Origin of the sequence: Nocardioides albertanoniae, assembly GCF_006716315.1 — a bacterium.
Classification (GTDB): Bacteria; Actinomycetota; Actinomycetes; order Propionibacteriales; family Nocardioidaceae; genus Nocardioides; species Nocardioides albertanoniae.
Map to the genome: position 1 here is coordinate 2239923 of NZ_VFOV01000001.1, position 25963 is coordinate 2265885.

Annotated in this window: 21 protein-coding genes; 19 read left to right on the top strand and 2 right to left on the bottom strand. The window is 70.2% G+C overall.

Going from position 1 to position 25963, the window contains the following annotated elements:
- Positions 1-22: 22 nt before the first annotated feature.
- The 5 genes from FB381_RS10675 to FB381_RS10695 all read left to right on the top strand — a co-directional run bounded on the left by FB381_RS10675 (position 23) and on the right by FB381_RS10695 (position 6209).
- Positions 23-1693: an FAD-dependent oxidoreductase gene (locus FB381_RS10675; RefSeq protein WP_141780276.1), complete on the top strand. Its 1671-nt coding sequence runs from the start codon at positions 23-25 to the stop codon at positions 1691-1693.
- 53 nt (positions 1694-1746) lie between these two features.
- Positions 1747-2454 (top strand): TetR/AcrR family transcriptional regulator, encoded by a 708-nt coding sequence (locus FB381_RS10680; protein WP_141780277.1) that lies wholly within the window; start codon positions 1747-1749, stop codon positions 2452-2454.
- Between the two features lie 79 nt (positions 2455-2533).
- The gene (locus FB381_RS10685; protein WP_246088057.1) at positions 2534-3862 is read left to right on the top strand and encodes an MFS transporter; all 1329 of its coding nucleotides are present in this window, start codon (positions 2534-2536) and stop codon (positions 3860-3862) included.
- A gap of 197 nt (positions 3863-4059) precedes the next feature.
- Positions 4060-4605, top strand: coding sequence for an HIT family protein (locus FB381_RS10690; protein WP_141780278.1), 546 nt, complete (start codon positions 4060-4062; stop codon positions 4603-4605).
- Positions 4606-4934: 329 nt separating this feature from the next.
- Positions 4935-6209, top strand: a complete 1275-nt coding sequence (locus FB381_RS10695) for an HNH endonuclease signature motif containing protein (protein ID WP_141780279.1) — start codon at positions 4935-4937, stop codon at positions 6207-6209.
- Positions 6210-6529: 320 nt separating this feature from the next.
- On the opposite strand, the gene FB381_RS10700 is transcribed toward FB381_RS10695, so the two are convergent.
- Positions 6530-8707, bottom strand: a complete 2178-nt coding sequence (locus FB381_RS10700; RefSeq protein WP_141780280.1) for an acyltransferase family protein — start codon at positions 8705-8707, stop codon at positions 6530-6532.
- Between the two features lie 215 nt (positions 8708-8922).
- Between FB381_RS10700 and FB381_RS10705 the strand changes: the two genes are divergently transcribed.
- The 4 genes from FB381_RS10705 (at position 8923) to FB381_RS10720 (ending at position 13504) form a co-directional block, all read left to right on the top strand.
- Positions 8923-10044: a sugar ABC transporter substrate-binding protein gene (locus FB381_RS10705; protein WP_141780281.1), complete on the top strand. Its 1122-nt coding sequence runs from the start codon at positions 8923-8925 to the stop codon at positions 10042-10044.
- Positions 10041-10790, top strand: coding sequence for an ATP-binding cassette domain-containing protein (locus FB381_RS10710; RefSeq protein ID WP_141780282.1), 750 nt, complete (start codon positions 10041-10043; stop codon positions 10788-10790). Before FB381_RS10705 ends, FB381_RS10710 begins: the two co-directional genes overlap by 4 nt.
- Positions 10787-12061, top strand: coding sequence for a sugar ABC transporter permease (locus FB381_RS10715; RefSeq protein WP_141780283.1), 1275 nt, complete (start codon positions 10787-10789; stop codon positions 12059-12061). The genes FB381_RS10710 and FB381_RS10715 overlap by 4 nt, the downstream gene beginning before the upstream one ends.
- Before the next feature lie 63 nt (positions 12062-12124).
- Positions 12125-13504: a hypothetical protein gene (locus FB381_RS10720; RefSeq protein WP_141780284.1), complete on the top strand. Its 1380-nt coding sequence runs from the start codon at positions 12125-12127 to the stop codon at positions 13502-13504.
- Positions 13505-13510: 6 nt separating this feature from the next.
- On the opposite strand, the gene FB381_RS10725 is transcribed toward FB381_RS10720, so the two are convergent.
- Positions 13511-14545 (bottom strand): LacI family DNA-binding transcriptional regulator, encoded by a 1035-nt coding sequence (locus FB381_RS10725; RefSeq protein WP_141780285.1) that lies wholly within the window; start codon positions 14543-14545, stop codon positions 13511-13513.
- A 155-nt stretch (positions 14546-14700) separates the two neighbouring features.
- Here FB381_RS10725 and FB381_RS10730 point away from each other — a divergent pair, with 155 nt between their 5' ends.
- The 10 genes from FB381_RS10730 (at position 14701) to pdxT (ending at position 25953) form a co-directional block, all read left to right on the top strand.
- On the top strand, positions 14701-15981 hold the full coding sequence (locus FB381_RS10730) for an ABC transporter substrate-binding protein (RefSeq protein ID WP_141780286.1): 1281 nt from the start codon (positions 14701-14703) through the stop codon (positions 15979-15981).
- Between the two features lie 10 nt (positions 15982-15991).
- Positions 15992-16975: a carbohydrate ABC transporter permease gene (locus tag FB381_RS10735; protein ID WP_246088058.1), complete on the top strand. Its 984-nt coding sequence runs from the start codon at positions 15992-15994 to the stop codon at positions 16973-16975.
- Complete coding sequence (locus tag FB381_RS10740; RefSeq protein ID WP_141780287.1) at positions 16972-17820, top strand: carbohydrate ABC transporter permease; 849 nt, start codon at positions 16972-16974, stop codon at positions 17818-17820. Before FB381_RS10735 ends, FB381_RS10740 begins: the two co-directional genes overlap by 4 nt.
- Positions 17817-20270 carry a beta-xylosidase/alpha-l-arabinosidase gene (locus FB381_RS10745; protein ID WP_141780288.1) on the top strand — a complete coding sequence of 818 codons (2454 nt, stop codon included), beginning with the start codon at positions 17817-17819 and terminating at the stop codon, positions 20268-20270. Before FB381_RS10740 ends, FB381_RS10745 begins: the two co-directional genes overlap by 4 nt.
- Complete coding sequence (xylA, locus tag FB381_RS10750; RefSeq protein WP_141780289.1) at positions 20267-21424, top strand: xylose isomerase; 1158 nt, start codon at positions 20267-20269, stop codon at positions 21422-21424. Before FB381_RS10745 ends, xylA begins: the two co-directional genes overlap by 4 nt.
- A gap of 9 nt (positions 21425-21433) precedes the next feature.
- Positions 21434-22843: a xylulokinase gene (xylB, locus tag FB381_RS10755; protein ID WP_141780290.1), complete on the top strand. Its 1410-nt coding sequence runs from the start codon at positions 21434-21436 to the stop codon at positions 22841-22843.
- 142 nt (positions 22844-22985) lie between these two features.
- Positions 22986-23627: a phosphatidylinositol phosphate synthase gene (pgsA, locus tag FB381_RS10760; RefSeq protein ID WP_141780291.1), complete on the top strand. Its 642-nt coding sequence runs from the start codon at positions 22986-22988 to the stop codon at positions 23625-23627.
- The gene (locus FB381_RS10765; protein ID WP_141780292.1) at positions 23624-24409 is read left to right on the top strand and encodes an inositol monophosphatase family protein; all 786 of its coding nucleotides are present in this window, start codon (positions 23624-23626) and stop codon (positions 24407-24409) included. The genes pgsA and FB381_RS10765 overlap by 4 nt, the downstream gene beginning before the upstream one ends.
- Before the next feature lie 78 nt (positions 24410-24487).
- Complete coding sequence (pdxS, locus tag FB381_RS10770; RefSeq protein ID WP_141780293.1) at positions 24488-25384, top strand: pyridoxal 5'-phosphate synthase lyase subunit PdxS; 897 nt, start codon at positions 24488-24490, stop codon at positions 25382-25384.
- Positions 25381-25953 (top strand): pyridoxal 5'-phosphate synthase glutaminase subunit PdxT, encoded by a 573-nt coding sequence (gene pdxT, locus FB381_RS10775; protein WP_141780294.1) that lies wholly within the window; start codon positions 25381-25383, stop codon positions 25951-25953. Before pdxS ends, pdxT begins: the two co-directional genes overlap by 4 nt.
- Positions 25954-25963: the final 10 nt, after the last annotated feature.

A 25963-nucleotide genomic window follows, 5' to 3' on the forward strand; every position in this document is an offset into this window, starting at 1 on the left:
CGACGCGGAACGGTCAACACAAGTGCCTCACGTCGTCACCCAGTCGTGCTGCGCGGACGCGTCCTGCGTGGTCGCCTGCCCGGTCAACTGCATCCACCCCGCACCCGGCGAGCCCGGGTTCGCCGAGGCCGAGATGCTCTATGTCGATGCCAAGAGCTGCGTCGACTGTGGAGCCTGTGTCTCGGCGTGCCCGGCCGACGCGATCGTGCCGCACACGACGCTGACCCCGGCCCAGCAGCCGTTCCTGGCGATCAACGCCGAATACTTCGACGTCTTCCCCCACGATGACCGCACGCCGCTCGCCATGGTGCACCCGCAGCGTCGGCTCGCCCGGCCCGGTCCGTTCCGGGTGGCCGTGATCGGCGCCGGGCCCGCCGGGATGTACGCCGCCGACGAGCTGCTCAAGCACCCCGAGATCAGCGTCGACGTCTACGACAGGCTGCCCACGCCCTACGGCCTGGTGCGCGCCGGCGTCGCCCCCGACCACCAGAACACCAAGCAGGTCGAGGAGCTCTTCGCGCAGATCGAGACCCAGCCCGGGTTCCGCTACTTCCTGGGGGTCGAGGTCGGCAAGGACATCGCCCACGCCGAGCTGGCCGCTCGCTATCACGCCGTGCTCTACACCGTGGGCGCGGCGAGCGACCGGGCGCTCGGGATCGACGGCGACCACCTGCCCGGCTCGCTGAGCGCGACCGACCTCGTGGGCTGGTACAACGGCCACCCCGACAAGCAGCAGCTGCCGGTGCACCTCGACGCCGAGTCGATCCCGTCCGGCCGGGTGGTCGTGGTCGGCAACGGAAACGTGGCGCTCGACTGTGCCCGGCTCCTGGCCGAGGACCCGGCGCGGCTCGAGACCACCGACATCGCCGACGGGCCGCTGGGCGTGCTGCGCGACAGCGCCGTGCGCGAGGTCGTCATCCTCGGTCGTCGCGGCCCGGCGGAGGCCGCCTTCACGGTGCCCGAGCTGGTCGGGCTGATGGGCCACACCGGGGTCAACGTCGTCGTGGACGCTGCTCCCGAGGCGATGGCCGGCAGCGACACCAAGTCGCGGCTGCTGCGCGAGATCGCTCAGCGTGAGGCGGATCCGGCGCTGCGTACGGTGGTGCTCCGGTTCCTCTCCTCCCCGGTCGCGGTGCTGGGCGAAGGCCGGGTCACCGGCGTCGAGGTCGGTCGCAACCGCCTCGAGGCCGACACTAACGGCGTGGTGCGCGCGGTCGCGACCGGCGAGACCGAGGTGCTCGAGGCCGGGCTGCTGTTGCGTGCGGTCGGCTACAAGGGCCTGCCTGTCTCCGATCTTCCCTACGACGCCGCCACCGGCACCGTGCCCAACGAGTCGGGCCGGGTGATGCCGGGCGTCTACGTCGCGGGCTGGGTCAAGCGCGGCCCGAGCGGTTTCATCGGCACCAACAAGTCCGACGCCGAGGAGAGCGTCGACCGCCTCCTCGACGATCTCGACGCCGGTCTGGTCGACGAGCCCGTGGGCGACGCCCAGGAGACCGCCGCGATCGTACGCAGCCGGCAGCCCGAGCTGGTCGACCTGGCCGGCTGGCAGGCGATCGACCGTGAGGAGAAACGTCGTGGGGCCGAGACGGGGCGACCGCGGGTGAAGGTCACCGACGAGGGGCAGATGCGGGCCATCGCCGCGGCGTCGCCGAAACCCCGATACTCTCTTCGACGTCGCAGGGAGAGCTGAGCGCTCCCTGCGTCGTCACGGGAACGATGGAGCACGGGGCAGGGGAGACGCGGGTGGCTGGGGAGAAGCGCGACGGTCGGCAGGACCGGTGGAGCAAGCACAACGAGCAGCGACGCCGGCAGATCATCGACGCCGCGATCGAGGCGATCGAGGCCAGCGAGCCCGCCGCCGACGTGCAGGTGCAGCAGATCGCCTCCCGCGCGGGGCTCTCGCGCACGGTCGTCTACCGGCACTTCGAGGATCGCGCCGACCTCGACCGAGCCGTGCAGCAGGCGATCCTCGACGGGCTGTGGTCGGAGCTGATCCCCGCGATCACCCTCGACGGCACCGCGCCGGAGATCATCCAGCGCGTCATCGGCACCTATGTGCGCTGGGCCCGGGCCCATCCCGCCCTCCACCTCGCCGCCGACCACGACATCGACGGCGGCAACGACGGCCCCTTCCAGCAGGGCATGGAGCAGCTCGCCGGCCGTATCTCGACGATCGTCGGCACGGCGGTCGTCGCGCTCGGTGCGACGCCGAGCGAGGAGGAGGCCGAGGCGCTCGACCCGCTGATCTACGGTCTGGTCGGTGCCGTCTTCGGTGCCGTACGCCGCTGGCTGACCCGTCCCGGCGAGAGGCTCGAGGCAGAGACGCTCGAGCGGCTGACCGCGCAGTCGATCTGGTACGTCATCGACGGCCACGCCCGTGGCTTCGGGATCGAGCTCGACCCCGACATGCCTCTCGACACGGTGCTCTCCGAGGGGATCCTCGCCGGCTGACCCGCCCCGGCCGGACGGCCGGCACGCAGAAGCTCACCCGGAGTGCCGGCGACGACGGCGCCTGGGAGAATCGGTCCACGTGACGCAGACATCGCCACCCCACGAGACGGCACCGGCGGGCGGCCCCAAGGCCTGGACCCCGTGGCGTACGGTCTTCGCCTTCGGCCTGGTGAGCCTCTTCGCCGACATGGTCTACGAGGGCATGCGGGCCATGTCGGGCCCGTTCCTCGGCAGCCTGGGCGCCTCGGCGCTGACCGTCGGTCTGATCACCGGCGCCGGCGAGGGCATCGCGCTCGTGCTCCGGCTCGTGACCGGGGTGTGGGCCGACCGCAGCCACAACCACTGGCGGCTGACCGTGCTCGGCTACGCGATGACCGCGGTCTGCGTGCCGCTGCTCGCGGTCGCGCCGTTCATCGGCGGTGCCGGGCTCGCCGTCGCGGCGACGCTCATCCTGCTCGAGCGCGCCGGGAAGGCCGTGCGGAGCCCGGCGAAGTCGGCGCTGCTCGCCCGGATGGCGACCTCGACCGGCCGGGGCAAGGGTTTCGCCGTGCACAAGGCGCTCGACCAGGTCGGCGCCTTCTCCGGGCCGCTCCTGCTCGCCGGCGTCGCCGCGGCGACCGGCCTGCTGTGGCCCGGCTTCGCCCTCCTGGCCATCCCGGGCGCGCTCTCGCTGCTCCTGCTGGCTCAGCTACGTCGTCGGGCGCCGATCGTGACCGAGCCCGAGGCTGAGCCTGGGCACGAGCCTGGGCAGGGGCCGGGGCACGAGCACGACAACCGCCCCTCGCCGGCGGCGAGCGCGCTCGCGGCGCTCGGCAGGGCGGCCACCGGCAGCGACCTGCCCCGCAGGTTCCATCTCTTCTCCCTGGCCAGCGCCATGATGACCGCCGGACTGATGACGTTCGGCGTCATCTCCTTCCGGATGGTCGACGACGGTCTCCTCCTCGCGGCGGCCGTGCCGCTGGTCTACGCGCTCGCGATGGCGGTCGAGGCGCTCGCCGCGCTCGGCACCGGCCACCTCTTCGACCGTCGTGGCAGCCGGGTGCTCCTGGTCGTACCCGTGCTCGTCGCCGCGGTGCCGCTGCTCGTCTTCACCTCCCAGCTGTGGCTGGTGCTCGTCGGCGTGGCGGTGTGGGGCATAGCCACCGGCATCCAGGACTCGACGGTCAAGGCCTTCGTCGCCGATCTGGTGCCCTCGTCGCGCCGGGCCACCGCCTACGGCGTGTTCGCTGCCGTCCAGGGCATCGGCGCGCTCGCCGGCGGTGGCCTCGCGGGGGCGCTGGTCTCCGGTCACGTGCCGGTCCTGGCGGCCGTGATCGGCGGGCTCCAGCTCGTCGCGTTCGGCCTGCTGTGGCGGATCACCCGTCGCAGCGCGGGGGAGGCGACGCCGGCTCAGCCCTCGCGCAGGTAGGCGAGCACGGCCGAGACCCGCCGGTCGGTGGTGCGCGACGTGCCCGACCCGCCGCTCAGGTGCCCTGGCTGGCGCTGTCCGGGATCACCGGGGCGTGCGTGGTCGTGCTGCTCGCCGCGGCGATCACCGGAGCGTACGCACTGCGGGCAGGGGAAGCGCCCGCGTGAGCGTGCGGGCGGTTAAGTAGTCTGTGCCGCGTGACTGAAGTGGATGGTGTTCTCACCCAGGACGGGATCGGCGAGGGCGACGGGCTGGAGCGGCTCTGGACCCCCTACCGGATGGCCTACATCCGCGGCGAGAACAAGCCCAGCGACTCCTCGGAGACGAAGTGCCCCTTCTGCCGGATCCCGACGCTCGGTGATGCCGAGGGCCTGATCGTCCACCGCGGCGAGACCTGCTTCGTGGTGCTCAACCTCTACCCGTACGCTCCCGGCCACATGATGGTCTGCCCCTACCGGCACGTCGCTGGCTACGTCGAGACCACCGACGACGAGGCCGCCGAGATGGCGGTGCTGACCAAGCAGGCTGTACGCACCCTCGCGGCCGTGTCCCAGGCCGAGGGCTTCAACATCGGGATGAACCAGGGCACCGCGGGCGGTGCCGGGATCGCCGCACACCTGCACCAGCACATCGTGCCCCGCTGGGTCGGCGACCAGAACTTCATGCCGGTCATCGGGCGTACGAAGACCCTTCCTCAGTTGCTCACTGATACGCGGGAGCTGCTTGCTGGGGCTTGGGGGTAGGCGGTCTCTGGGTTTCGCCCATAGGGGACGCTCATTCGTGGGTTGGTGTTTGCCGCCGACCCTTTCTTCACGGTCTTCTCGATCTGACCCGGCGTCAAGGACGGCCTTCGGCCGCCGGCTTCGCCGGCCGCTTCGCGGTCCTGGACTCCGGGTCAGATCGAGAAAAGATTTGGCTGATTGTCGGGGCGGCGGCACGGGTGTGGCCGGAGGAGGTTGCTGTTGGTTTGCTGCCGCAAAACATCGCTTGACCTGCGGAAATACCTGGATTTACTTGCCGGTAGAGAGTAAAATGGAGGGTATCCGGCGGGCACCTTGAGAGGGGGTCAGCAATGAGCGTCGAGAACCACGTCGACCACTGGGGCACCAGCCCTGGAGACCCGGTTGCGGCTGCTCTTGCTGGCATGGAAACCGCTCTCGGTGACCTGCTCTCGATGGATCCCGAGTACTGGCGAACCAGTCAGAAGAAGGACGTCTTGGCACGGCTTCAGCAGCTCAAGGCGCAGCAGGCTGCGCTCGAGCTGCGGGTGCTCGCCACCGCTGGCGATATTGCTGAGGAGACAGGCGACAAGGATGCCTCGGCTTGGATGCGGGCTGACCTGCTCGTCGACAAAGGACCCGCACGTGCGCAGCTCAAGCTCGCCGCTTCGGTGTCCAAGCACGAGTTGCTCGCTGGCGGATGCGCTGATGGTGTGGTCTCCCATGACAAGGCGCGGGTGATAGCTAAGGCCCTGGACGCGGTCGAAACCAACCCCGTCGCCAGCGCCGAAGACCTGCTGCTCGCCGAGAAGCTCCTCGTCGACTACGCAACCCACCTGACCGCGAACGAGCTCCGGATCGTTGGGAAGCGGATTCTGGTCGAGATCGACCCGGTCCGGTTCGAAGACGCCGAAGCCAAAGCACTCCTGGCTGAAGAAGAACGTGCCCAACAGAAGACCGCACTGCGGATCTGGGACAACCACGACGGCACCATCGGGTTCGACGGTGTGTTGCCGGTGGCGATGGGGATGCGGTTCAAGACCCACGTCGAAGCCTGGGCCCAGCCGCGTAAGCAGCAGCTCGTCGAGAAGGGCACCCCGCTCCCGCCGTGGGAACGACTGATGGGCCAGGGCTTCGCCCGCCTGTTGGAGACCATCGATCCCGACGCCCTGCCCCGCCACGGCGGCGACGCAACCACCATCAACGTCGTGATCTCGCTCGACGACCTTCGGAAGGAGCTCGGCACCGCAGTCCTCGGGTTCGACGATGCGAACGGGATGACGATCAGCGCGACCGAGGCTCGGAAGATGGCCTGCAACGCGACGATCATCCCGTGGGTGCTGGGCAGCGACGGGCAGGTTCTTGATGCAGGCAGGTCGAGCAGGTTCTTCCAGCCGGTCCAGCGCAAGGCACTCCGGTTGCGGCAGAAGTGTTGCCAGGCCGATGGGTGTGACATGCCACCGGAGTGGTGCGATGCCCACCACCTGACTGCCTGGTCACTCGGCGGGAAGACCGATCTGAAAGACGGGGTCCTGCTGTGCCCGCATCATCATCGACTGGCGCACGCACCCGGTTTCACCCATGAACGGTTGCCCGATGGGACGATCCGGTTCACTCGACGGCCCTGACCCAGGTGTGCCCCTTTGTGAACGATTCACAAAGCGTCATCGTCTAGTACAGCGCCCCTCGACCGACCCCGCGGGCAGCTAGACCTGCCCCCATTCTCAGCCCGGCACCCAACCCAAAATGTCGTACCAGACCCCTGCCGCCGACCCGATCAACAGCCAAAATTCTCGACGGTGCCCGGTGTCAAGGATCGCCGAAGGCGACCGGCGAAGCCGGCGGCCGCAGGCCGTCCTTGACTCCGGGCACCGGCGCGAAACACCCTCCGCGTACGGGTCGGCGGCAAACAGCCCCACGCAACAACAGCCTCAAACCAGGCACAGCCCTAGTCGATGATCTTGGCCAGTTCCGGCCCAAGATAGGGCGCGAGCGTGCGGGCGTAGCGCGAGGTGATGTGGTTGCCGTCGCGGTAGACGACGACGTTGCCGATCACCGCCGGGCACAGACTCTCGTCGCAGAAGAAGCGGGTCAGGTCGACGACGTGGGCGTTGGGGTCGCGTGCGACCGCGTCGGGGTGCGGGTCGTCGACGAGCACGTCGGCGCGGGGTCGGCCGCAGGCTTCGCCCGCGGTCTCGGGGGTGTGCCGCTGGATGCAGCCGAGGGTGGTGCGCAGGTAGTCGGCGTTGTCGGGCTCGAACATCGGGTTGTCGAGGAGTGCGATGACCGGCACGTCGCTCGAGGGCCGGTGGCTCCACGCCTCGACCAGTCCGTCGACGGTGGACTCGTAGGGAGTCTCGCCGGCCTCCGGCTTGGTGGTCTTGCGTGCCGAGTGGGTGACGATGATGCCGTCGAGGTCGCTCTGCTCGGGTGCGCGCAGGTAGGACTCGAGCTGCTTGTTCCACTCCGCGCAGGCGGGGCGGTTGTCACCGACGTTCTGACCGAGCGGACGGGCGTTCCAGTGGCAGGCGGCGCGGGAGGCGACGTCGATGCGCCAGTTGCGCTGCTTGCCGATCAGGTCGAGAGCGCCCACCGGGGCGACGGCGTGGGAGTCGCCGACCATCAGCAGCCGCTTCTCGTAGCCCTTCGCCGACCCGTTGGGGCAGGCGCTGAAACGCACCGGGCGCTCCTCGAACGACCAGCACTGGCTGCGGTTGTCGTCGTCCTCGCCGATCGCCGCCACCGCGGGGATCAGCTCGCCGCGCAGGTCGGGGTTCTCGCAGGACTCGCCCGACGCCTCGGCCGCCATCGCGGCCGCACCCAGGCACGCGGTCGTGTAAGGGTCGGCGCTGGCGAGCTGGGCGGCTGCGTCGATCGCGCGCTTCTCGGAGTGGTCGATCGCGATCATCCCGCTGCCGCCGACGCCGACGGCGACGGCGAGCGCGGCCAGCGTGGCGACCAGGGCACGAGAGCCGCCCGGCTTGATGACGTACGTCTGGACCTGGCGGGTCACCAGCCGGTTGGTCGCCCAGGCCAGCAGCGTCGAGACGATCAGCACCCCGGCGGCCGACGGGATCGTGTGGCGCTCGCCGCCGGTGTAGTAGAGCCAGGCGATCAGCAGCGGCCAGTGCCACAGGTAGAGCTCGTAGGAGATGTCGGCGACGAACCGCAGCGGGCGGGTCTCGAGCATGCGTCGCGGCCCGCGCGGTGACGGTGTCGAGCCGACCATCACCAGCAGTGCGCCGGCGACCGGCCACAGCGCCAGCGGCCCCGGGAAGTGGTCGGCGCCGTCCATCACGAACCCGCAGGTCACCACGAGGGCGAGGCCGGCCCAGGCGGCGTACGGCTTGATCGTCTCGGGCAGGCTCAGGCGGCGCAGCGCGAGCGCGGTCAGGGCGCCGGCACCGATCTCCCAGAAGCGGGTGATGGAGTTGAAGTAGGCCGCGGCCTGGTCGGCGCCGGAGACCTTGATGGCGTAGGCGAAGGAGACCGCGAACGCGAGAGCGGTCAGCACGAACAGCACCGGAGCCAGGCGCAGCCGGCCGCGGGCCACGACACGGTTGAGGCCGCGGAGCACGAAGGCGAGCGCGAGGATCGCCAGCGGCCAGACCAGGAAGAACTGGCCCTGCACCGCGAGCGACCAGAAGTGCTGCACCGGTGTCGAGGAGGGCCCCGCCGCGCCATAGGTGAGCTGGCCGGAGATGAGCTCCCAGTTGAGCGTGTAGGTCGCGGCCGCGATGATCTCGCGCGTCGTCTGCGTCCACAGGGTCTGCGGGATGAAGACCACCATCAGCGCCGCCGTCGCAGCCAGCACGAGCAGCGCCGGAGCGGCGAGCCGCGCGAACGTACGCCCGTAGTGCTCGCGGAGCCTGACCTGGCCGCGCTCGGCCTTGCCGACCAGCGAGCGGGTGGCGAGGAAGCCCGAGATGACGAGGAAGACGTCGATGCCACCCGAGACCCGGCCGTTGCCGAAGAGGTGGAAGGCGACCACGAGGGCGAGGGCGATGCCGCGCAGGCCGTGGATCTCGCTGATGTGGCCCGATCCGGCCTGCCCAGTTTTGGGGCTCTTCGGCTCGCTGGCCGTCGGCGTGGTCGTGGAGGTGGAGGAATCCGAGATGGCGGTCAACTGATCGCAGTTCTATGTGGATGTGGCATCGGGTGGCTGGGGGAGTGGCGTCGCACGTTAACAACCGACGGTGGCCGCGAGGCATACGGGAGTTATCAAACCGGCACCGAGTTCTCCTCAGAAACCCTCCACGCCGTTATCTGAAGCGATAGGTTTGCACGTCGACGTGACATAGATCACATGCGGGGAACACTCAGGACTGAGGAGTCCGACGAATGAACACACACAAGCTCGGCCGCCTGATGGCGGTCGCCGCGGTCGCTACTGTCTCGACCGCTTCGCTGGCGGCATGTGGTGGGGGATCCGATGACGGAGGCGGTTCGGGCAGCTCGGGCGGCACCGACGTCGGGGTGATCCTGCCCGACGCGACGACGTCTCCTCGCTGGGAGTCGCAGGACCGCCCCAACCTCGAGAAGGCCTTCAAGGACGCCGACCTGAAGGCCACGGTCCAGAACGCCCAGGGCAACACCGCGAAGTTCGGTCAGCTGTGCGACAGCATGATCAACGAGGGCGTGAAGGTCATCATCATCACCAACCTCGACTCCGAATCGGGTGCGTCCTGCCTCAAGAAGGCCGCCGACGCGGGCGTGACGAGCATCGACTACGACCGGCTGACCCTCAACGGCGGCGCCTCCTACTATGTCTCCTTCGACAACGTGAAGGTCGGCGAGCTGATGGGCACCGGGCTCGACGAGTGCATCACCGCCGCGGGAAAGAAGGGCGGCAACATCGTCTACGTCAACGGCGCGGCGACCGACAACAACGCCGCCCTGTTCAAGTCGGGCTACGAGAAGGCGCTCGAGCCCAAGATCGACGACGGCACCTACAAGCTCGTCGGCGACCAGTCCGGCGAGTGGGACGCCACCAAGGCCGGTCAGGTCTTCGACCAGATGTATACCGCCAACGGCGGCAAGATCGACGGCGTCGTCTCCGCCAACGACACCATGGCCGGCGGCATCATCGCCCGGCTGAAGGCCAACAAGGTGCAGGGCAAGATCCCGGTGACCGGGCAGGACGCCTCCGTCGAGGGCCTGCAGAACATCCTGCAGGGCTTCCAGTGCGGCACGGTCTACAAGAACACCGAGCTCGAGGCCAAGGCGGCCGCCGACCTGGCCATCGCGCTGATCAAGGGTGACGAGGGCGCCGCCGAGAAGCTCGCGACCGGCACGGTCGAGGACACCGAGGCCGGCAAGGACGTTCCCTCGGTCCTCGCCGAGCCCGTCTGGGTCACCAAGGACACCGTCAAGACCGTCATCGAAGACGGTCAGGCTGACGCGGCCGAGGTCTGCGCCGGAGCGATCGCCGACCTGTGCGACGAGAGCGGCGTCCCTCAGTGAGCCCGCTGCTGGAGCTGCGCGGCGTCGAGAAGTCCTTCGGAGCCGTGCAGGTCCTGCGCGGCGTCGATCTCTCGGTGCGGGCAGGCCGCGTGACCGCGCTCGTCGGTGACAACGGTGCCGGCAAGAGCACCCTGGTCAAGGGAGTGGCCGGCATCCATCTCTTCGATGCCGGCGACTACCTCTTCGAGGACGATCCGGTGAAGGTGACCAGTCCGAAGGACGCCGCCGCGCTCGGCATCGAGGTCGTCTACCAGGACCTCGCGCTGTGCGACAACCTCGACGTCGTCCACAACATGTTCCTCGGCCGGGAGATGAGACGGCTGCGGCTGGTCGACGAGGACACCATGGAGCAGCGCGCCCGCGAGACGCTCGACGGTCTCTCGGTGCGTACGCTGAAATCGGTGCGTACGCCGGTGGCCTCCCTCTCCGGTGGCCAGCGTCAGACGGTGGCGATCGCCCGGGCCGTGCTGTGGAACTCCAAGTTCGTCATCCTCGACGAGCCGACCGCGGCGCTCGGCGTGGCCCAGACCGAGCAGGTGCTCCGGCTGGTGAGGCGGCTGGCCGACCGTGGCCTCGGCGTGCTGCTGATCAGCCACAACCTCAACGACGTCTTCGAGGTCGCCGACGACGTCGCGGTCCTCCATCTGGGTCGCATGGTCGGCCAGATCGATGTCGCCTCGACGACGCGTGAGCGGGTCGTGCAGGCCATCACCACCGGCGTCGTGCCCGAGGGAGGGGCCGCATGAGTGTGGACACCGACGACCGACCGGTGGCCGATCCGGCCTCGCCGGACCCGATGCCCGACAACTCGCTGGCCGGCATCCTGCGGTCCTACCTGGCCAAGCTCAAGGGTGGTGAGGTGGGCTCGCTGCCCGCGGTGCTGGGGTTGATCGCGCTGGTCGTGGTCTTCTCGGCGCTGCGGCCCGAGCAGTTCACCAACTCGTTCAACTTCGCCAACCTGATCGGCCAGTCGGCGGGCGTGACGGTGCTCGCGATGGGCCTCGTCTTCGTGCTGCTGCTCGGGGAGATCGACCTCTCGGCGGGGTTCGCGGGCGGCACCTGTGCCGGGGTGCTCGGTGTCTTCCTCACCAGGCAGGACTGGCCGCTGGTCGCGGCGCTGCTGGCCGCCCTGGTCGCCGGCGCGATCATCGGTCTGCTGATCGGGCTGCTGGTGGCCAGGCTCGGGATCCCGTCGTTCGTGGTCACCTTGGCGGCGTTCCTCGGCCTGCAGGGCGTGCTGCTCTCGATGATCGGTGAGGGCGGCACGATCGCCTATCGCAACGACTTCATCAACGGGCTCAACAACGCCAACCTGCCGGTCTGGCTCGGCTGGGCGCTCGCGGTCGTGTGCATCGTGAGCTACGGGGCCACGACCTTCCTCACCGACGCTCGCCGACGGGCCAAGGGGCTGACGGTGCAGCCGATCCTGCTCTGGGCGCTGAAGTCCGGCCTGTTGACGGTCGTGGTGCTCGCGGTGGTCGGCTATCTCTCAGGTGAGCGCAGCCGCAACCCGGCGCTGACCTCGCTCAAGGGCGTGCCCGTCTCGCTGCTGGTGATCGTCACCCTGCTGGTGGTGCTGACGTTCATGCTCACCCGCACGGCGTGGGGACGCCACGTCTATGCGGTCGGCGGCAACGCCGAGGCGGCCCGTCGGGCAGGTATCAACGTGTTCCGCGTGCGCCTGTCCTGCTTCATCCTCTGCTCCACGATGGCGGCGGTCGCGGGCATCATGATCGCCAGTCGCACCAACTCGGTGAACCCCAACACGGGCGGCGAGACCACCCTTCTCTACGCCGTGGGCGCGGCCGTCATCGGCGGCACCTCGCTCTTCGGTGGCAAGGGCCGGGTCATCGACGCCGTCATCGGAGGCACCGTCGTGGCGGTCATCGACAACGGGATGGGCCTGCTCGACCAGCCGCAGGGCACGGTCTGGATGGTCACCGGTCTGGTGCTCCTGGTCGCGGCCAGCGTCGATGCTCTCTCGAGGAGGCGTGCTTCGGCGACCGGCCACGTCTAGCGGCGTGTCCCGTCTGCTGGATCCCCGCCTCGTCAGGGGCGGGGACTGGCTACGTTCTTCGGCATGCTTCGAGGATGCGTCGTCACGCTGCTTGCCGGTGTCCTGGTCATGGCGCTCGGGGCGCCGGCGAGCGCGGGGCCGGGCGAGCCGCCCAACCCCTACGCCGGACCCGACGGCACCGCCGGCATGCACGGTGACTCGGCGGCCTCCGACACGACCGCCTGGGCGGGGCCGGGCGCCGAGGCGCGCCCGGGGTGGCCGGTCACGCTGCCCGCGGTCTGCCCGACGATCCTGGCGGGCCGCGACGGGATGGTGCAGGCGCTGTGCACGGAGTACGCCGACAGAGCACCGAGCCTCTATCTGATCGACCCGCACACCTGGCTCCCGGTCGCCCGCCGCCACCTGAAGGCAGGCGACCTGCTCGGCGGTGTCTATGCCTACATCGACCACCGCGACCGCCTGGTCACCGTCGACGGATCCGGGTCGATCAGGTGGCTCGACCACGAGCGCACCGCCCTCGGCTGGCGGATCACCGTCGACCAGGAGCAGCCGGTCGACCTGCCGGAGGGCGACGCGGTCACGACGCTCGGGCCGGGCTATGACGGCCACATCTGGTTCGCGACGTCTCAGGGGCGCGCCGGCTACGCGGTGGCAGGCGGTGAGACCCGGTTCGTCACGCTCGGCGACGGCAGCGAGAAGGTCGCCAACTCGATCGCCACCTCGACGCGAGGCACCGCGGTCACCTCCGACCACGCCACCTATCTGCTGCGCAGCACCGCGACCGGCGTCGACGTCGTCTGGCGGCGGGCGTACGACCGTGGGCCGGCGCGCAAGCCCGGCCAGCTCAGCTGGGGGTCGGGGTCGACGCCGACGTTCTTCGGCCCGCGCAGCGGCAGCGACTACGTCGCGATCACCGACAACGCCCGCCCGCGCGAGAGGCTGCTGGTCTATCGGGCCGACGACGGGCGCGAGGTGTGCCGCCTGCCGATCCTGGGCCCGGAGAGCTCGGGCACCGAGAACTCGCCGGTGGCCTGGGGCAGGTCGGTCTACCTCGCGTCGACCTACGGCTACCCCTATCCGGCGCAGGCCACCGAGCACGCCGACCCGGCCGACCCGGAGAAGGCCGACTTCGTGGGCGGCATGACCCGCATCGACGTGAGCCCCGACGGCTGCCGCACGAGGTGGACCAACGACACCGCCTCGGCCGCCGTGCCCAGGCTTTCGCGCGAGGAGAACGTTCTCTACACGGTGAAGCGCTCCGCCGGCGGCTGGCGCTGGCAGCTGGCCAGGATCGACCCCGAGACCGGCCGCGAGCTCAGCCTGACCCACCTCGGCCTCGGCCCGCTGGCCGACACCCTGCAGATGGTCGGCACGATCCTTCCCGACGGCACGCTGCTGCAGGGCAACATCGCCGGTCTCCGCGTCGTACGCCCGCGCGGCTGAGATTCTTCAGTCGCTCGAGGGTGCGGCGGTGCTGCTGCGCTCGACGAGCTCGGCCGGGAGCCGCAGATGGCGCTCGGTCTCCTTGCCCTCGAGCAGCTCGAGCAGGAGCCCGAGCGCTGCGCGGCCCATCTCGTGGAGGGGCTGGGCGACGGTGGTGAGCGGGGGAGTGGCGTCGCGGGCCTCGGGCACGTTGTCGAAGCCGATCACCGAGAGGTCTTCGGGCACGCGCAGACCGAGCGAGCCGGCCACCTCGATGACCTTGATCGCGGAGATGTCGTTGGCGGCGAAGATGGCGGTGGGGCGCAGCCCGTCCGGGAGCGAGAGCAGCTCGCGGGCCGGCGCCTCGGCGAGCTCGGGGCGGTAGCCACCCACCCGGATCAGGTCGGGGGAGACGCTGAGACCGGCGGCGTGGAGTGCCTCTCGATAGCCCTGCTCGCGCAACGCGGCCGAGCGGAGGTCGGGGCGGCCGCCGAGGAAGCCGATGCGCTGGTGGCCGAGGCCGACCAGGTGGTCGACGGCGAGCCTCGCGCCGGTCACGTTGTCGGCGTCGACGGTCATCGGCCCGTCCGGCCCGGTGTGGGGGTCGATCGCGACGACCGGGATGGTGGTCTCGTCGGTGATGATCATCGACGGGGTGACGACGATCGCGCCGTCGATCAGCGTGTGACCGAGGCGGGAGAGCGAGCGGCGCTCCCATCCGCTGTGGTTGTGGACGCCGGTCGAGCCCGCGTGGGCGAGGAGCTCGTAGCCGGTGCTGTCGAGGCCGGCCGAGATGCCCTTGAGCAGCTCGGCCGAGTAGGGCTCGAACTCGGCGACGAGCACACCGATGACGCGGGTGCTCTTGCGGCGCAGGCTCGAGGCGATCAGTGACGACTGGTAACCGAGCTGGTCGATGACCGCGAGCACCTTCTCCGAGGTCGACTCGCTGACACCGTAGCGCTCGTTGATGACCTTCGAGACCGTTGCCACCGAGACGCCGGCCTCCCGGGCCACGTCGGTGATCGTCACCCGACGGGGTCGTGGCTGATCGAGCGTACTCATGGGCTGAGAGTAGCCCAGACGAGCCGTGTTCGATAACCATCGACGAAAACGTTATCGATAACGATTGACACAGCCTCTTCGGAACGCCATGCTCGACCCAGCAATGTGGCGGCAGTCACATGAAACATCCGCAGCTGAGACGAAGAGGTCCCAAGATGTCGAGGAAGACACAGGCGCTCGCCGCGCTGTGCGCCGGAGTGATGATTGCCGCCACCGGTTGTGGCGGCTCGGGCGACTCCGGTGGCGGCGACAGCACCATCACGTGGTGGCACAACTCCAACAACGAGCCCGGCAAGGGGTTCTACGAGCAGGTCGCGAAGGACTTCGAGAAGGCCAATCCGGGCGTCGACGTCAAGGTCGAGGCCTTCGCCCACGAAGACATGCTCACCAAGCTCGACGCCGCATTCCAGAGCGGTGACGTCCCCGATGTCTACATGGAGCGCGGTGGCGGCGAGCTCGCCGACCATGTCGAGGCCGGGCTGACCCGCGACCTCTCGAAGGACTCCGCCGACATCATCGAGCAGATCGGTGGCAGCGCCGCCGGCTGGCAGGTCGACGGGAAGACGTACGCCCTGCCGTTCTCCATGGGTGTGGTCGGGTTCTGGTACAACACCGAGCTCTTCGAGAAGGCGGGCATCACCGAGACGCCGACGACGATGCCCGAGCTCTACGCCGCCTTCGACAAGCTCGAGAAGGCCGGCATCACGCCGGTCTCCCTCGGTGGCGGTGACCTGTGGCCGGCGGCGCACTACTACTACGCGGCCGCACTGCGCGGCTGCTCGCAGGAGACGCTGACCTCCGCGGTCGCCGACCTGGACTTCTCCGACCCGTGCTTCGAGAAGGCGGGGGAGACGGTCGAGCAGATCGTCGCCGAGAGGCCGTTCAACAAGGGGTTCCTCTCCACGGCCTCGCAGACCGGACCGACCTCGGCCTCTGGTCTGCTGGCGACGGGGAAGGTCGCCATGGAGCTGGCCGGCCACTGGGAGCCGGGCGTGATGCAGGGCATCACCGAGGACAAGCAGGGGCTCGGTGACAAGACCGGGTGGTTCCCGTTCCCGGCTGTCGACGGCGGCGAGGGCGACCCCACAGCTCAGCTGGGTGGCGGCGATGCCTGGGCGGTCTCCGAGGAGGCCCCCGACAAGGCCGTCGACCTCGTCAACTACCTGCTCTCCGACGACGTCCAGAAGGGCTTCGCCGAGAACGACATGGGCCTGCCGACGGTGCCCGCGGCCGGCTCCTCGGTCAAGGACCCGGCCCTGGCCGAGCTGTTGAAGGTGCGCGACGAGGCGCCCTTCGTGCAGCTCTACTTCGACACCGCCTTCGGTGAGTCCGTCGGCGGCGCGATGAACGACGAGATCGGACTGCTCTTCGCCGGAAAGGCCACCCCTGAGGACGTCGTGACGGCGACCCAGGAAGCCGCCGACAAGGAGAAGTGACGGTCCTCTGGTGAGCTCGGAACACATGCTCGGTGCGGTCGCCTCGGGGCGACCGCACCGCACCACCCCGCCTCCTTCGGCACCGCCTCGCACCACCTCGCCCAGGTCGACCCCGTGGCGTCAGCGCGCCGAGATCGCGTTCTTCGTGACGCCCGCGCTCGCGCTGATGGCGCTGTTCATCGCCTGGCCGGTCCTGAGTGCGGTGCGGTTCTCCGTCTACGACTGGAACGGCCTCGGCCCGCTCGACGACTTCGTCGGGTTCGCCAACTATGCCGACGTGCTGAAGGACGACGTCTTCACCGACGCGGTGATCCACAACCTGGTCATCGTGGTCGGCTCGATCATCGTCCAGCTCCCGCTCGGGGTCGCGCTCGCGCTGCTGCTCAACCGCCGGATGGCGGGGCAGGGGCTGCTGCGTACGCTGATCTTCGTCCCCTACGTCCTGGCCGAGGTCATCGCCGGGGTCATCTGGTTCCAGCTCCTCCAACCTGACTACGGCCTGATCGACGCGATCATGGGCGGGATCGGTCTCACCCCGCCCGACGAGGGCTGGCTCGGCACCCCCGAGGTCACCTTGTGGGTCGTCCTCGCGGTGCTCACCTGGAAGTATCTCGGGCTGGCCGTGCTGCTCTTCCTGGCCGGGCTGCAGAGCGTGCCCGAGGAGCTCTACGAGGCGGCCCAGCTCGACGGCGCGAGCTGGTTCCAGACCCAGTGGCGGGTGAGCATCCCGCTGCTCGGCCCGACCATCCGCACCTGGTGCTTCCTGTCGATGATCGGCTCGATCCAGTGCTTCGACATGATCTGGGTGCTCACCGGCGGTGGCCCGGCGGACGCCACGACCACGATGGCGACCTACCTCGTCGACGAGGGCACCAACCGGCACAACTACGGCATCGCCGGTGCGGCCTCGGTCGTGCTGTTCGCGATCGCCTTCGTGATGGCGCTGGCCTACCAGCTCGTCGTGCTGCGTCGCGACACCAAGGAGGAGGCATGAGCGAGGTCTCGTTGAAGCCGAGGCGGCGTAACGGCTCGACGAACATCGTCGTCTACCTGGTCGCGCTGGTGGCGGTCGCGCTGACCGTCGGCCCGGTGCTCTACGGCGCGCTGGGCGGTTTTCGCACCAACGGCCAGATCGCGGAGCGCCCGACCGCACTGCCCGACCCGTGGGTGGTCGACAACTACGCCGGCGTGCTGAGCGGCGCCCCGTTCTGGACCTACGCCCTCAATTCCACCGTCATCGCCGTCATCACCACCGTGGTGACCGTCGTGTTCGGGGTGATGGCGGCCTATCCGCTGGCGCGCTATCGCTTCCGCGGCCGGGAGGCCCTGTTCATGGTCTTCGTGCTGGGGCTGCTGTTCCCCGCGGCGGTGGCGGTGATCCCGTTGTTCATCCTGATCTCGCGTGATCTGGGGCTGGGCAACACCTGGTGGGGCGTGGCGTTGCCGCAGGCGGCGTTCTCGTTGCCGCTGACGGTGGTGATCCTGCGGCCGTTCCTGATGGCGTTGCCGCGTGAGCTCGAGGAGGCGGCGCTCATCGACGGAGCCTCCCGGATCGGGCTCTTCTGGCGGATCATCCTGCCGCTCTCGACGCCGGGCCTGGTCACCGTGGCGGTGCTGGCGTTCGTGACCTCGTGGAACGCCTACATCCTGCCGTTGCTGCTGCTCCAGGGCGAGATGCGCACCCTGCCGCTCGGTGTGGCCGACTTCTCCACCGAGCACTCCGCCGACACCGCCGGTGTCTTGGCGTTCACCACGATCGCGATGATCCCGGCGCTGGTGCTGTTCTTGGCACTGCAACGCCGGATCGTCTCCGGACTGCAAGGAGCGGTGAAGGGATGAGCGAGGCACACAAGCGTGCATGGCCGGTCGTGTCCGAGCGGGTGCAGGAGCTGCACGCGCGGATGCGACTGGAGGAGAAGCTGGCGCAGCTCGTCGGCTACTGGATCGACCACGGCGACGAGGTCGTGGCGCCGCTGGCAGAAGAGATGTCGGCGGGCACGCCGGACAAGCTCGCCGATGTCACCGAGCACGGGATCGGGCACTTCACGCGCGTCTACGGCACCCGACCCGTCGATCCCGTCGATCGTGCGAGATGGCTGTGGACCGAGCAGCGCCGCCTGCTGAGCGAGACCCGGTTGGGCATCCCCGCCCTGGTCCACGAGGAGACCCTGACCGGGGTGGCCGCGTGGAAGGCGGCGTGCTTCCCGGCTCCGCTGGCGTGGGGCGCCGCCTTCGACCCTGATCTCGTGGAGGAGATGGCGTCGCTGATCGGCTCCTCCCTGCGTACGTTGGGCGTGCACCAGGCGCTCGCGCCCGTGCTCGACGTGATCCGTGACCCGCGCTGGGGGCGCTGCGAGGAGGCGATCTCCGAGGATCCCTACCTGGTGGGCACGGTCGGGACGGCGTACGTCCGGGGCCTGCAGTCCGCCGGGACCCACGCCACCTTGAAGCACTTCCTGGGCTACTCCGGCTCGCGTGCCGGCCGCAACCACGGCCCGGTCTCGGCCGGTCCGCGCGAGGTGGCCGACGTGTTCCTGCCGCCGTTCGAGATGGCCGTCCTCGACGGTGGGGTGCGTTCGGTGATGAACTCCTACAACGATCTCGACGGCGTCCCGATGGCGGCCAACGACGAGATCCTGACGAAGCTGCTGCGCGAGGAGTGGGGTTTCGACGGGACGGTGGTCGCCGACTACTTCTCGGTGGCCTTCCTGGCACTGATGCACGGGGTCGCGGCCGACCGCGGGCACGCCGCGGCCCTGGCCCTCGAGGCCGGGATCGACGTCGAGCTCCCCAGCGGCGACGCCTTCCTGGAGCCGCTGGCCGCCCTGGTGCGGGCCGGTGAGGTCGACGAGTCGCTCGTCGACCGCGCAGTGCTCCGGGCGCTGGCGGCGAAGGAGGAGCTGGGCCTGCTCGAGGAGACGTTCGAGGACGAGCCGCCCGCTGCGATCGATCTCGACACTCCGGCCCACCGCGCGGTGGCGAGGCGTCTTGCCGAGGAGTCGGTGGTCCTGCTCTCCAACGACGGGCTGCTGCCCCTGGCGCGACCCGGCGCGAATGTCCCAGAAGATCGCATCGAGTCGGCACGAATGTCTCAGGCTCCGACCCAGGCTCCGGCCCGGATCGCGGTGATCGGTCCCAACGCCGATCGCGCCGAGGCGCTGATGGGGTGCTACTCCTTCCCCAACCACGTGCTCGCCCATCACCCCGAGGTTCCGCTCGGTATCGATGTGCCGACGATCGCCGAGTCGATCGCGGCCGAGCTGAGCGCCGCCGAGGTCGAGGTCGTACGCGGCTGCGAGGTCGCGGGCACCGACACGACCGGGTTCGCCGAGGCCGTCGAGGCGGCCGAACGAGCCGAGATCGCCGTCGTGGTGGCCGGTGACCAGGCGGGGCTGTTCGGCATCGGCACCGTGGGCGAGGGCAACGACACCGACTCCCTCGACCTGCCCGGCGTGCAGCGCGAGCTGGTCGAGGCCGTGGTCGCCACCGGCACTCCGACGATCCTGGTGCTGGTCACGGGCAGGCCGTACGCCATCGGCTGGGCGCTCGACGGAGCCGACGCTCCCGCGGCGGTGCTGCAGGCGTTCTTCCCCGGGGAGGAGGGTGGCCCCGCGATCGCCCGGATCCTCACCGGAGCCGTCAACCCCTCGGGCAGGCTCCCGGTGACGCTGCCGCGCTCGGCCGGTGCCCAGCCCTACACCTATCTCCACCCCGTGCTCGGTGGTCCCTCGGGCGTGACCGTGGCCGACTCCACCCCGGTGAGACCGTTCGGCTTCGGACTCTCCTACACCACGTACGCCACCTCCGAGCTCCGCACGGACCAGCAAGTTGCCTCGAACGGGCGGTTCCACGCCCGGGTGAGTGTCCGCAACACTGGTTCCATGGCGGGATCCGAGGTGGTGCAGCTCTACGGCCGCGACGTGCTCGCCTCGCTGCCGCGCCCGGTCGAGCAGCTGCTCGGCTACCAGCGGGTGTGGCTCGAGCCGGGGGAGCAGGCGACGGTCGAGTTCGACGTACCGGCCGCGCGGTTCGCGTTCACCGGCCGCGACCTGGTCAAGGTCGTCGAGCCGGGCGAGGTCGAGGTGTGGGCGGCCGCTTCCGCTGAGGAGAAGGCCGAGGTCATCGTCGCCGAGGGCATCCCCGGCGCAGGCACCGCGCACGACGTCGAAGCAGAGCGAGCGGACCGGGCGAAGGTGCGGATCACCGGCCCGGTCCACCGAGTGACGACCTCCGACCCACGGCAGGTCGCCACACGTATCGAACGAACCAACGAGAGGAACTCACGATGACCGACCTGACTCCACGCCCCGAGGACAAGTTCACCTTCGGCCTGTGGACCGTCGGCTGGGAGGCGGTCGACGTCTTCGGCCCCGGCACGCGGCCGCCGATGGACCCTGCCTACGCCGTGCGCCGGCTCGCTGATCTCGGCGCCTGGGGAGTGACCTTCCACGACAACGACGTCTTCGCCTTCGACGCCACCGACGCCGAGCGCGACGCCGCGCTGACGAGCTTCCGCAAGGCCCTCGCCGAGACCGGCCTGTGCACGCCGATGGTGACCACGAACCTCTTCGGCCACCCCGTGTTCAAGGACGGCGCCTTCACGTCCAACGACCGCTCGGTGCGCCGGTTCGCGCTCGCGAAGGCTGCCCGCAACATCGACCTCGCCGCCGAGATGGGCGCGGAGACGTTCGTGATGTGGGGCGGGCGCGAGGGCGCCGAGTCGGCGTTCGCCAAGGACGTACGCTCCGCGCTGGACCGCTACCAGGAGGGCGTGAACCTGCTCTGCGACTACGTCGTCGAGCAGGGCTACGACCTGAAGTTCGCGATCGAGCCCAAGCCCAACGAGCCCCGCGGCGACATCCTGCTGCCGACGATCGGGCACGCGCTGGCCTTCATCGAGAGCCTCGAGCATCCCGAGATGGTCGGGGTGAACCCGGAGGTCGGCCACGAGGAGATGGCCGGGATGTCGTTCGCCGCCGGGATCGCGCAGGCCCTGTGGGCCGGCAAGCTCTTCCACCTCGACCTCAACGGCCAGCACGGGCCGCGCTTCGACCAGGATCTGCGCTTCGGCGCCGGCAACCTGCGCGGAGCCTTCGCGCTCGTCGACCTGCTGGAGACCGCCGGCTACGAGGGGCCGCGCCACTTCGACTTCAAGCCGCCGCGCACCGAGGACGACGAGGGCGTGTGGGCGTCGGCCGCCGGCTGCATGCGCAACTACCTGGCGCTCAAGGCCAAGTCGGCCGCGTTCCGCTCCGACCCGGCGGTCACGGCTGCGCTCGAGGCGTCGAGCGTGCCGGAGCTGGCCACGCCCACGCTGGCCGAGGGAGAGTCGTTGGCGACACTTCGTGAGGAGACGTACGACATCGCGGGGATGGCCACGCGCGGCTACGGGTTCGAGCATCTCGACCAGCTGGCCATGGACCACCTCCTCGGGGTGCGTTAGGTTCGCCCGATGCCGCTCGTCGCCGGGGTCGACTCCTCGACCCAGTCATGCAAGGTCGTCATCCGTGATGCGGAGACCGGGGCGCTCGTCCGCTCCGGCTCCGCGCCCCACCCCGAGGGCACGGAGGTGGATCCCGCCGCCTGGTGGTCGGCGCTGCGGTCGGCGGCCGAGGCCGCCGGCGGTCTCGCCGACGTCGCCGCCGTCTCGGTGGGCGGCCAGCAGCACGGGATGGTGTGCCTCGACGAGTCCGGCGAGGTCGTACGTCCCGCCCTGCTGTGGAACGACACCCGCTCCGCCGCCGGGGCCGCCGCGCTCAACGCCGAGCTGGGGCCGGCCGCCTGGGCAGAGGCTGTCGGCTCGGTGCAGGTGGCGAGCTTCACCGCTACCAAGCTGCGCTGGCTGGCCGAGAACGAGCCCGAGGCGGCGGCGCGGGTGGCTGCCGTGTGCCTGCCCCACGACTGGCTGACCTGGAAGCTCGCCGGGGGCGGTGACCTCGAGGCGCTGCGCACCGATCGCAGCGACGCCAGCGGCACCGGCTACTACTCGGCCGCGACCGGCGACTACCGGCGCGACCTGCTCAAACGTGCGCTGGGACGCGACGACGTCGTGCTGCCTCAGGTGCTCGACCCGTCGGCGGTGGCAGGGGAGACCTCGGCCGGGGCGCTGCTCGGGCCGGGCTGCGGCGACAACGCCGGTGCAGCCCTAGGCGTCGGCGCCCGGCCCGGCGACGTGGTCGTCTCGATCGGCACCTCCGGGGTGGCCTGCGCCGTCTCGGAGACCCCTACCGCCGACCCGACCGGAGCGGTGGCGGGCTTCGCCGACGCCACCGGCCGCTACCTTCCGTTGGTCGCCACCCTCAACGCCGCGCGCGTGCTCGACGCCACCACCCGCATGCTCCGGGTCGGCCATGAGGAGCTATCCCAGCTGGCCTTCGAGGCACCATCGGGATCCGGTGGCCTCGTCCTCGTGCCCTATCTCGAGGGGGAGCGCACCCCCGACCGGCCCGACGCCCGAGGCGTTCTCCACGGCCTGACCCTGTCCACCGCCGAGCCCGCCTTCCTGGCGCGCGCGGCGGTCGAGGGCCTGCTGTGCGGGCTCGCCGACGGCATCGACGCGCTGACGTCGCAGGGGGTCTCGGTCGACCGCGTCTTCCTCGTCGGCGGCGGCGCCCGCTCCGAGGCCGTACGCCGCCTGGCCCCCGCCGTCTTCGGCCATCCCGTGCTCGTCCCCGAGCCGGGGGAGTACGTCGCCGACGGTGCCGCCCGCCAAGCCGCCTGGACCCTCGTCGGCGGCGAGGAGCCACCGACGTGGCCGATGGCCGGCACCGAGACGTTCCAGGCCGACCCCGACCCCGCCGTCCGTGCCCGCTACGCCGAGGTCCGCGACCTCACCGAAGGCGTCAGCACCTCCGCTGGTTGAGCCGCGAGGCCGCCTGCGGCCGAGCGTGTCGAAACCAACACAGTCCGATCCCGATTGTTCGCACTGTGTTGGTCTCGACACGCCTCCGCCTTGCGGCTCCGGCGGCTCGACCGACGCCAACGTCCGATACCGTGGCCGCGCCATGTTGGATCACATCAAAGGCTTCGTTCAGGGAGTCGTCCTCGCGCCCATCGTCCGGTTGTTCGTGGCGCTGCGGATCAGCCCCGACGTCGTCACCCTCGTCGGCACGATCGGGGTCGCGGTCGGCGCGCTGGCGTTCTACCCGCGCGGCGAGCTGCTGCCCGGCACCGTGTTCATCACCTGCTTCGTCTTCAGCGACCTGATCGATGGCGCGATGGCGCGCGCGATGGGGCGCAGCTCGAAGTTCGGCGCCTTCTGGGACTCCACTCTCGACCGCATCGGTGACGGCGCGGTCTTCGGTGGCCTGGCGCTCTACTTCGCCGGGCCGGGCGATTCCGACCTCTATCTCGCGCTGAGCCTGTGGTGCCTGGTGATCGGCGCGGTCACCTCCTACGCCCGCGCCCGCGCCGAGTCGCTCGGCTTCACCGCCAACGTCGGCATCGCCGAACGCGCCGATCGGCTCGTCCTGGTCCTCGTGCTGACGGGCTTCGCCGGCATCTTCGACCTCGACCTGCTCATCTACATCGCTCTGTGGATCCTCGCCGTCGCCTCCACCGTCACCGTGGGGCAGCGCGTCTGGACCGTCCGCAGCCAGGCCCTCGCCGAGGAGCGGGCCACCGCAGAGGAGGAGGCAGCCTCATGACCGTGCCCACCGAAGCAGACGTACGCCTGGCCACCGAGCTCGTGCGCGAGGCAGGCTCGCTCGCGGCGAGGATGCGCCGCGAGGGCATCGGCGACTCGATCGAGACCAAGACGTCGGTCTCCGACCTGGTCACCGCGGCCGACAAGGCCGCCGAGAAGGCGATCGTCGAGCGGCTCGCCGCCGAGCACGCGGGCGACGGCATCCTCGGTGAGGAGGGCTCGGCCCGCGAGTCCACCACGGGCCGGGTGTGGACGATCGACCCGGTCGACGGCACCTACAACTTCGTGCGCGGCCTCGACTGGTGGTGCTCGGCCCTCGCCCTGACCGACGGCGACCCGGCCGACGCCGACAGCATCGTCCTGGGCGCGGTCTACTCGCCCGCCGAGGACGCCGTCTACGTCGGCGGCCCCGAGCTGCCCACCACCCGCAACGGTGAACCGCTCGAGGCGATGTCCGACCTGCCGCTCTCCCTGGGCTGCCTGACGACCTATCTGCACCCTTCCAAGCTGGGCCAGCCGGCCGGCGAGGCCTACATCCGCGTCGCCCGCGGAGCCGCCTCCATCCGCATCCTCGGCTCCGGCTCGATGGACCTCACCGCCATCGCCCAGGGCAAGCTCCATCTCTTCTGCCAGCACTCCGTGCCCGACTGGGACCGCCTCCCCGGCTGGGGGCTCGTGCTCGGCGCCGGCGGCGCGACGACTCAGGTCGAGGCCGGGGGAGTTCTCTGGTCCCTCGCCGGCACGCCCACCGCCGTGGCCGACGCCACCCGAGCCCTGGCCTAGCAGTCCACTTTGACAACAGTGGCCTGACCAGCGGTTTCTGGTAGCGGCGTACGCGCTGATCCGACCTACGATCGGCGCATGGACAACAGCACGAACACGACGGGCACCTCGCGAGTCAAGCGCGGGATGGCGGAGATGCTCAAGGGCGGCGTGATCATGGACGTGGTCACCCCCGAGCAGGCGAAGATCGCCGAGGACGCCGGCGCAGTGGCGGTGATGGCGCTCGAGCGAGTGCCCGCCGACATCCGCGCCCAGGGCGGCGTGAGCCGGATGTCCGACCCCGACATGATCGACGGCATCATCGAGGCCGTCTCCATCCCGGTGATGGCCAAGGCGCGCATCGGCCACTTCGCCGAGGCGCAGGTGCTGCAGAGCCTCGGTGTCGACTACATCGACGAGTCCGAGGTGCTGACCCCGGCCGACTACGACAACCACATCGACAAGTGGGCCTTCACCGCTCCGTTCGTGTGCGGCGCGACCAACCTCGGCGAGGCGCTGCGCCGCATCACCGAGGGCGCGGCGATGATCCGCTCCAAGGGCGAGGCCGGCACCGGTGACGTGTCCAACGCGGTCACCCACATGCGCACGATCCGGCGCGAGATCCGCCGCCTCACCACCCTCGCCGACGACGAGCTCTACGTCGCCGCCAAGGAGCTCCAGGCGCCCTACGAGCTCGTCAAGGAGGTGGCCGCGGGCGGCAAGCTGCCGGTCGTGCTCTTCACCGCCGGCGGCATCGCGACCCCCGCCGACGCCGCGATGATGATGCAGCTCGGCGCGGAGGGTGTCTTCGTCGGCTCCGGCATCTTCAAGTCGGGCAACCCCGCCGAGCGCGCCGAGGCGATCGTGAAGGCCACCACCTTCCACGACGACCCTGATGTCGTCGCCAAGGTCTCCCGCGGGCTCGGTGAGGCGATGGTCGGCCTCAACGTCGACGAGCCGGCCCGTTCGATCCAGTTCGCGGAGCGCGGCTGGTGACCACCGTCGGCGTGCTCGCCCTCCAGGGCGACGTCCGCGAGCACCTCGCCGCCCTCGACCGCCTGGGGGTGAAGGGCACGTCCGTACGCCGCCGTGAGGAGCTCGACGCGTGCGACGCCCTGGTCATCCCCGGCGGTGAGTCGACGACGATGTGGCGCCTCGCGCGTACGTTCGGCCTGCTCGACCCGCTCCGCGAGCGGGTCGGGGCGGGCATGCCGGCGCTCGGCACCTGCGCCGGCATGGTGCTGCTCGCCGACCGGCTGCTGGATACCGCGCAGGGCCAGGAGACCATCGGGGGCCTCGACATCACCGTGAGGCGCAACGCGTTCGGGCGGCAGACGGAGTCGTTCGAGACCGACCTCGAGCTCACCGGGCTCGACGGCGCGGTGCACGGCGTCTTCATCCGTGCGCCGTGGGTGGAGGAGGTGGGCGACGGCGTAGAGGTGCTGGCCAGTGTGGCCGCTCACCCCGTCGCCGTACGCCAGGGCCCGCTGATGGCGACCTCGTTCCACCCCGAGGTCAACGCCGACGACAGGCTGCACCGGCTCTTCTTGGAGACCTGCTGCTGAGGGTGAGCGG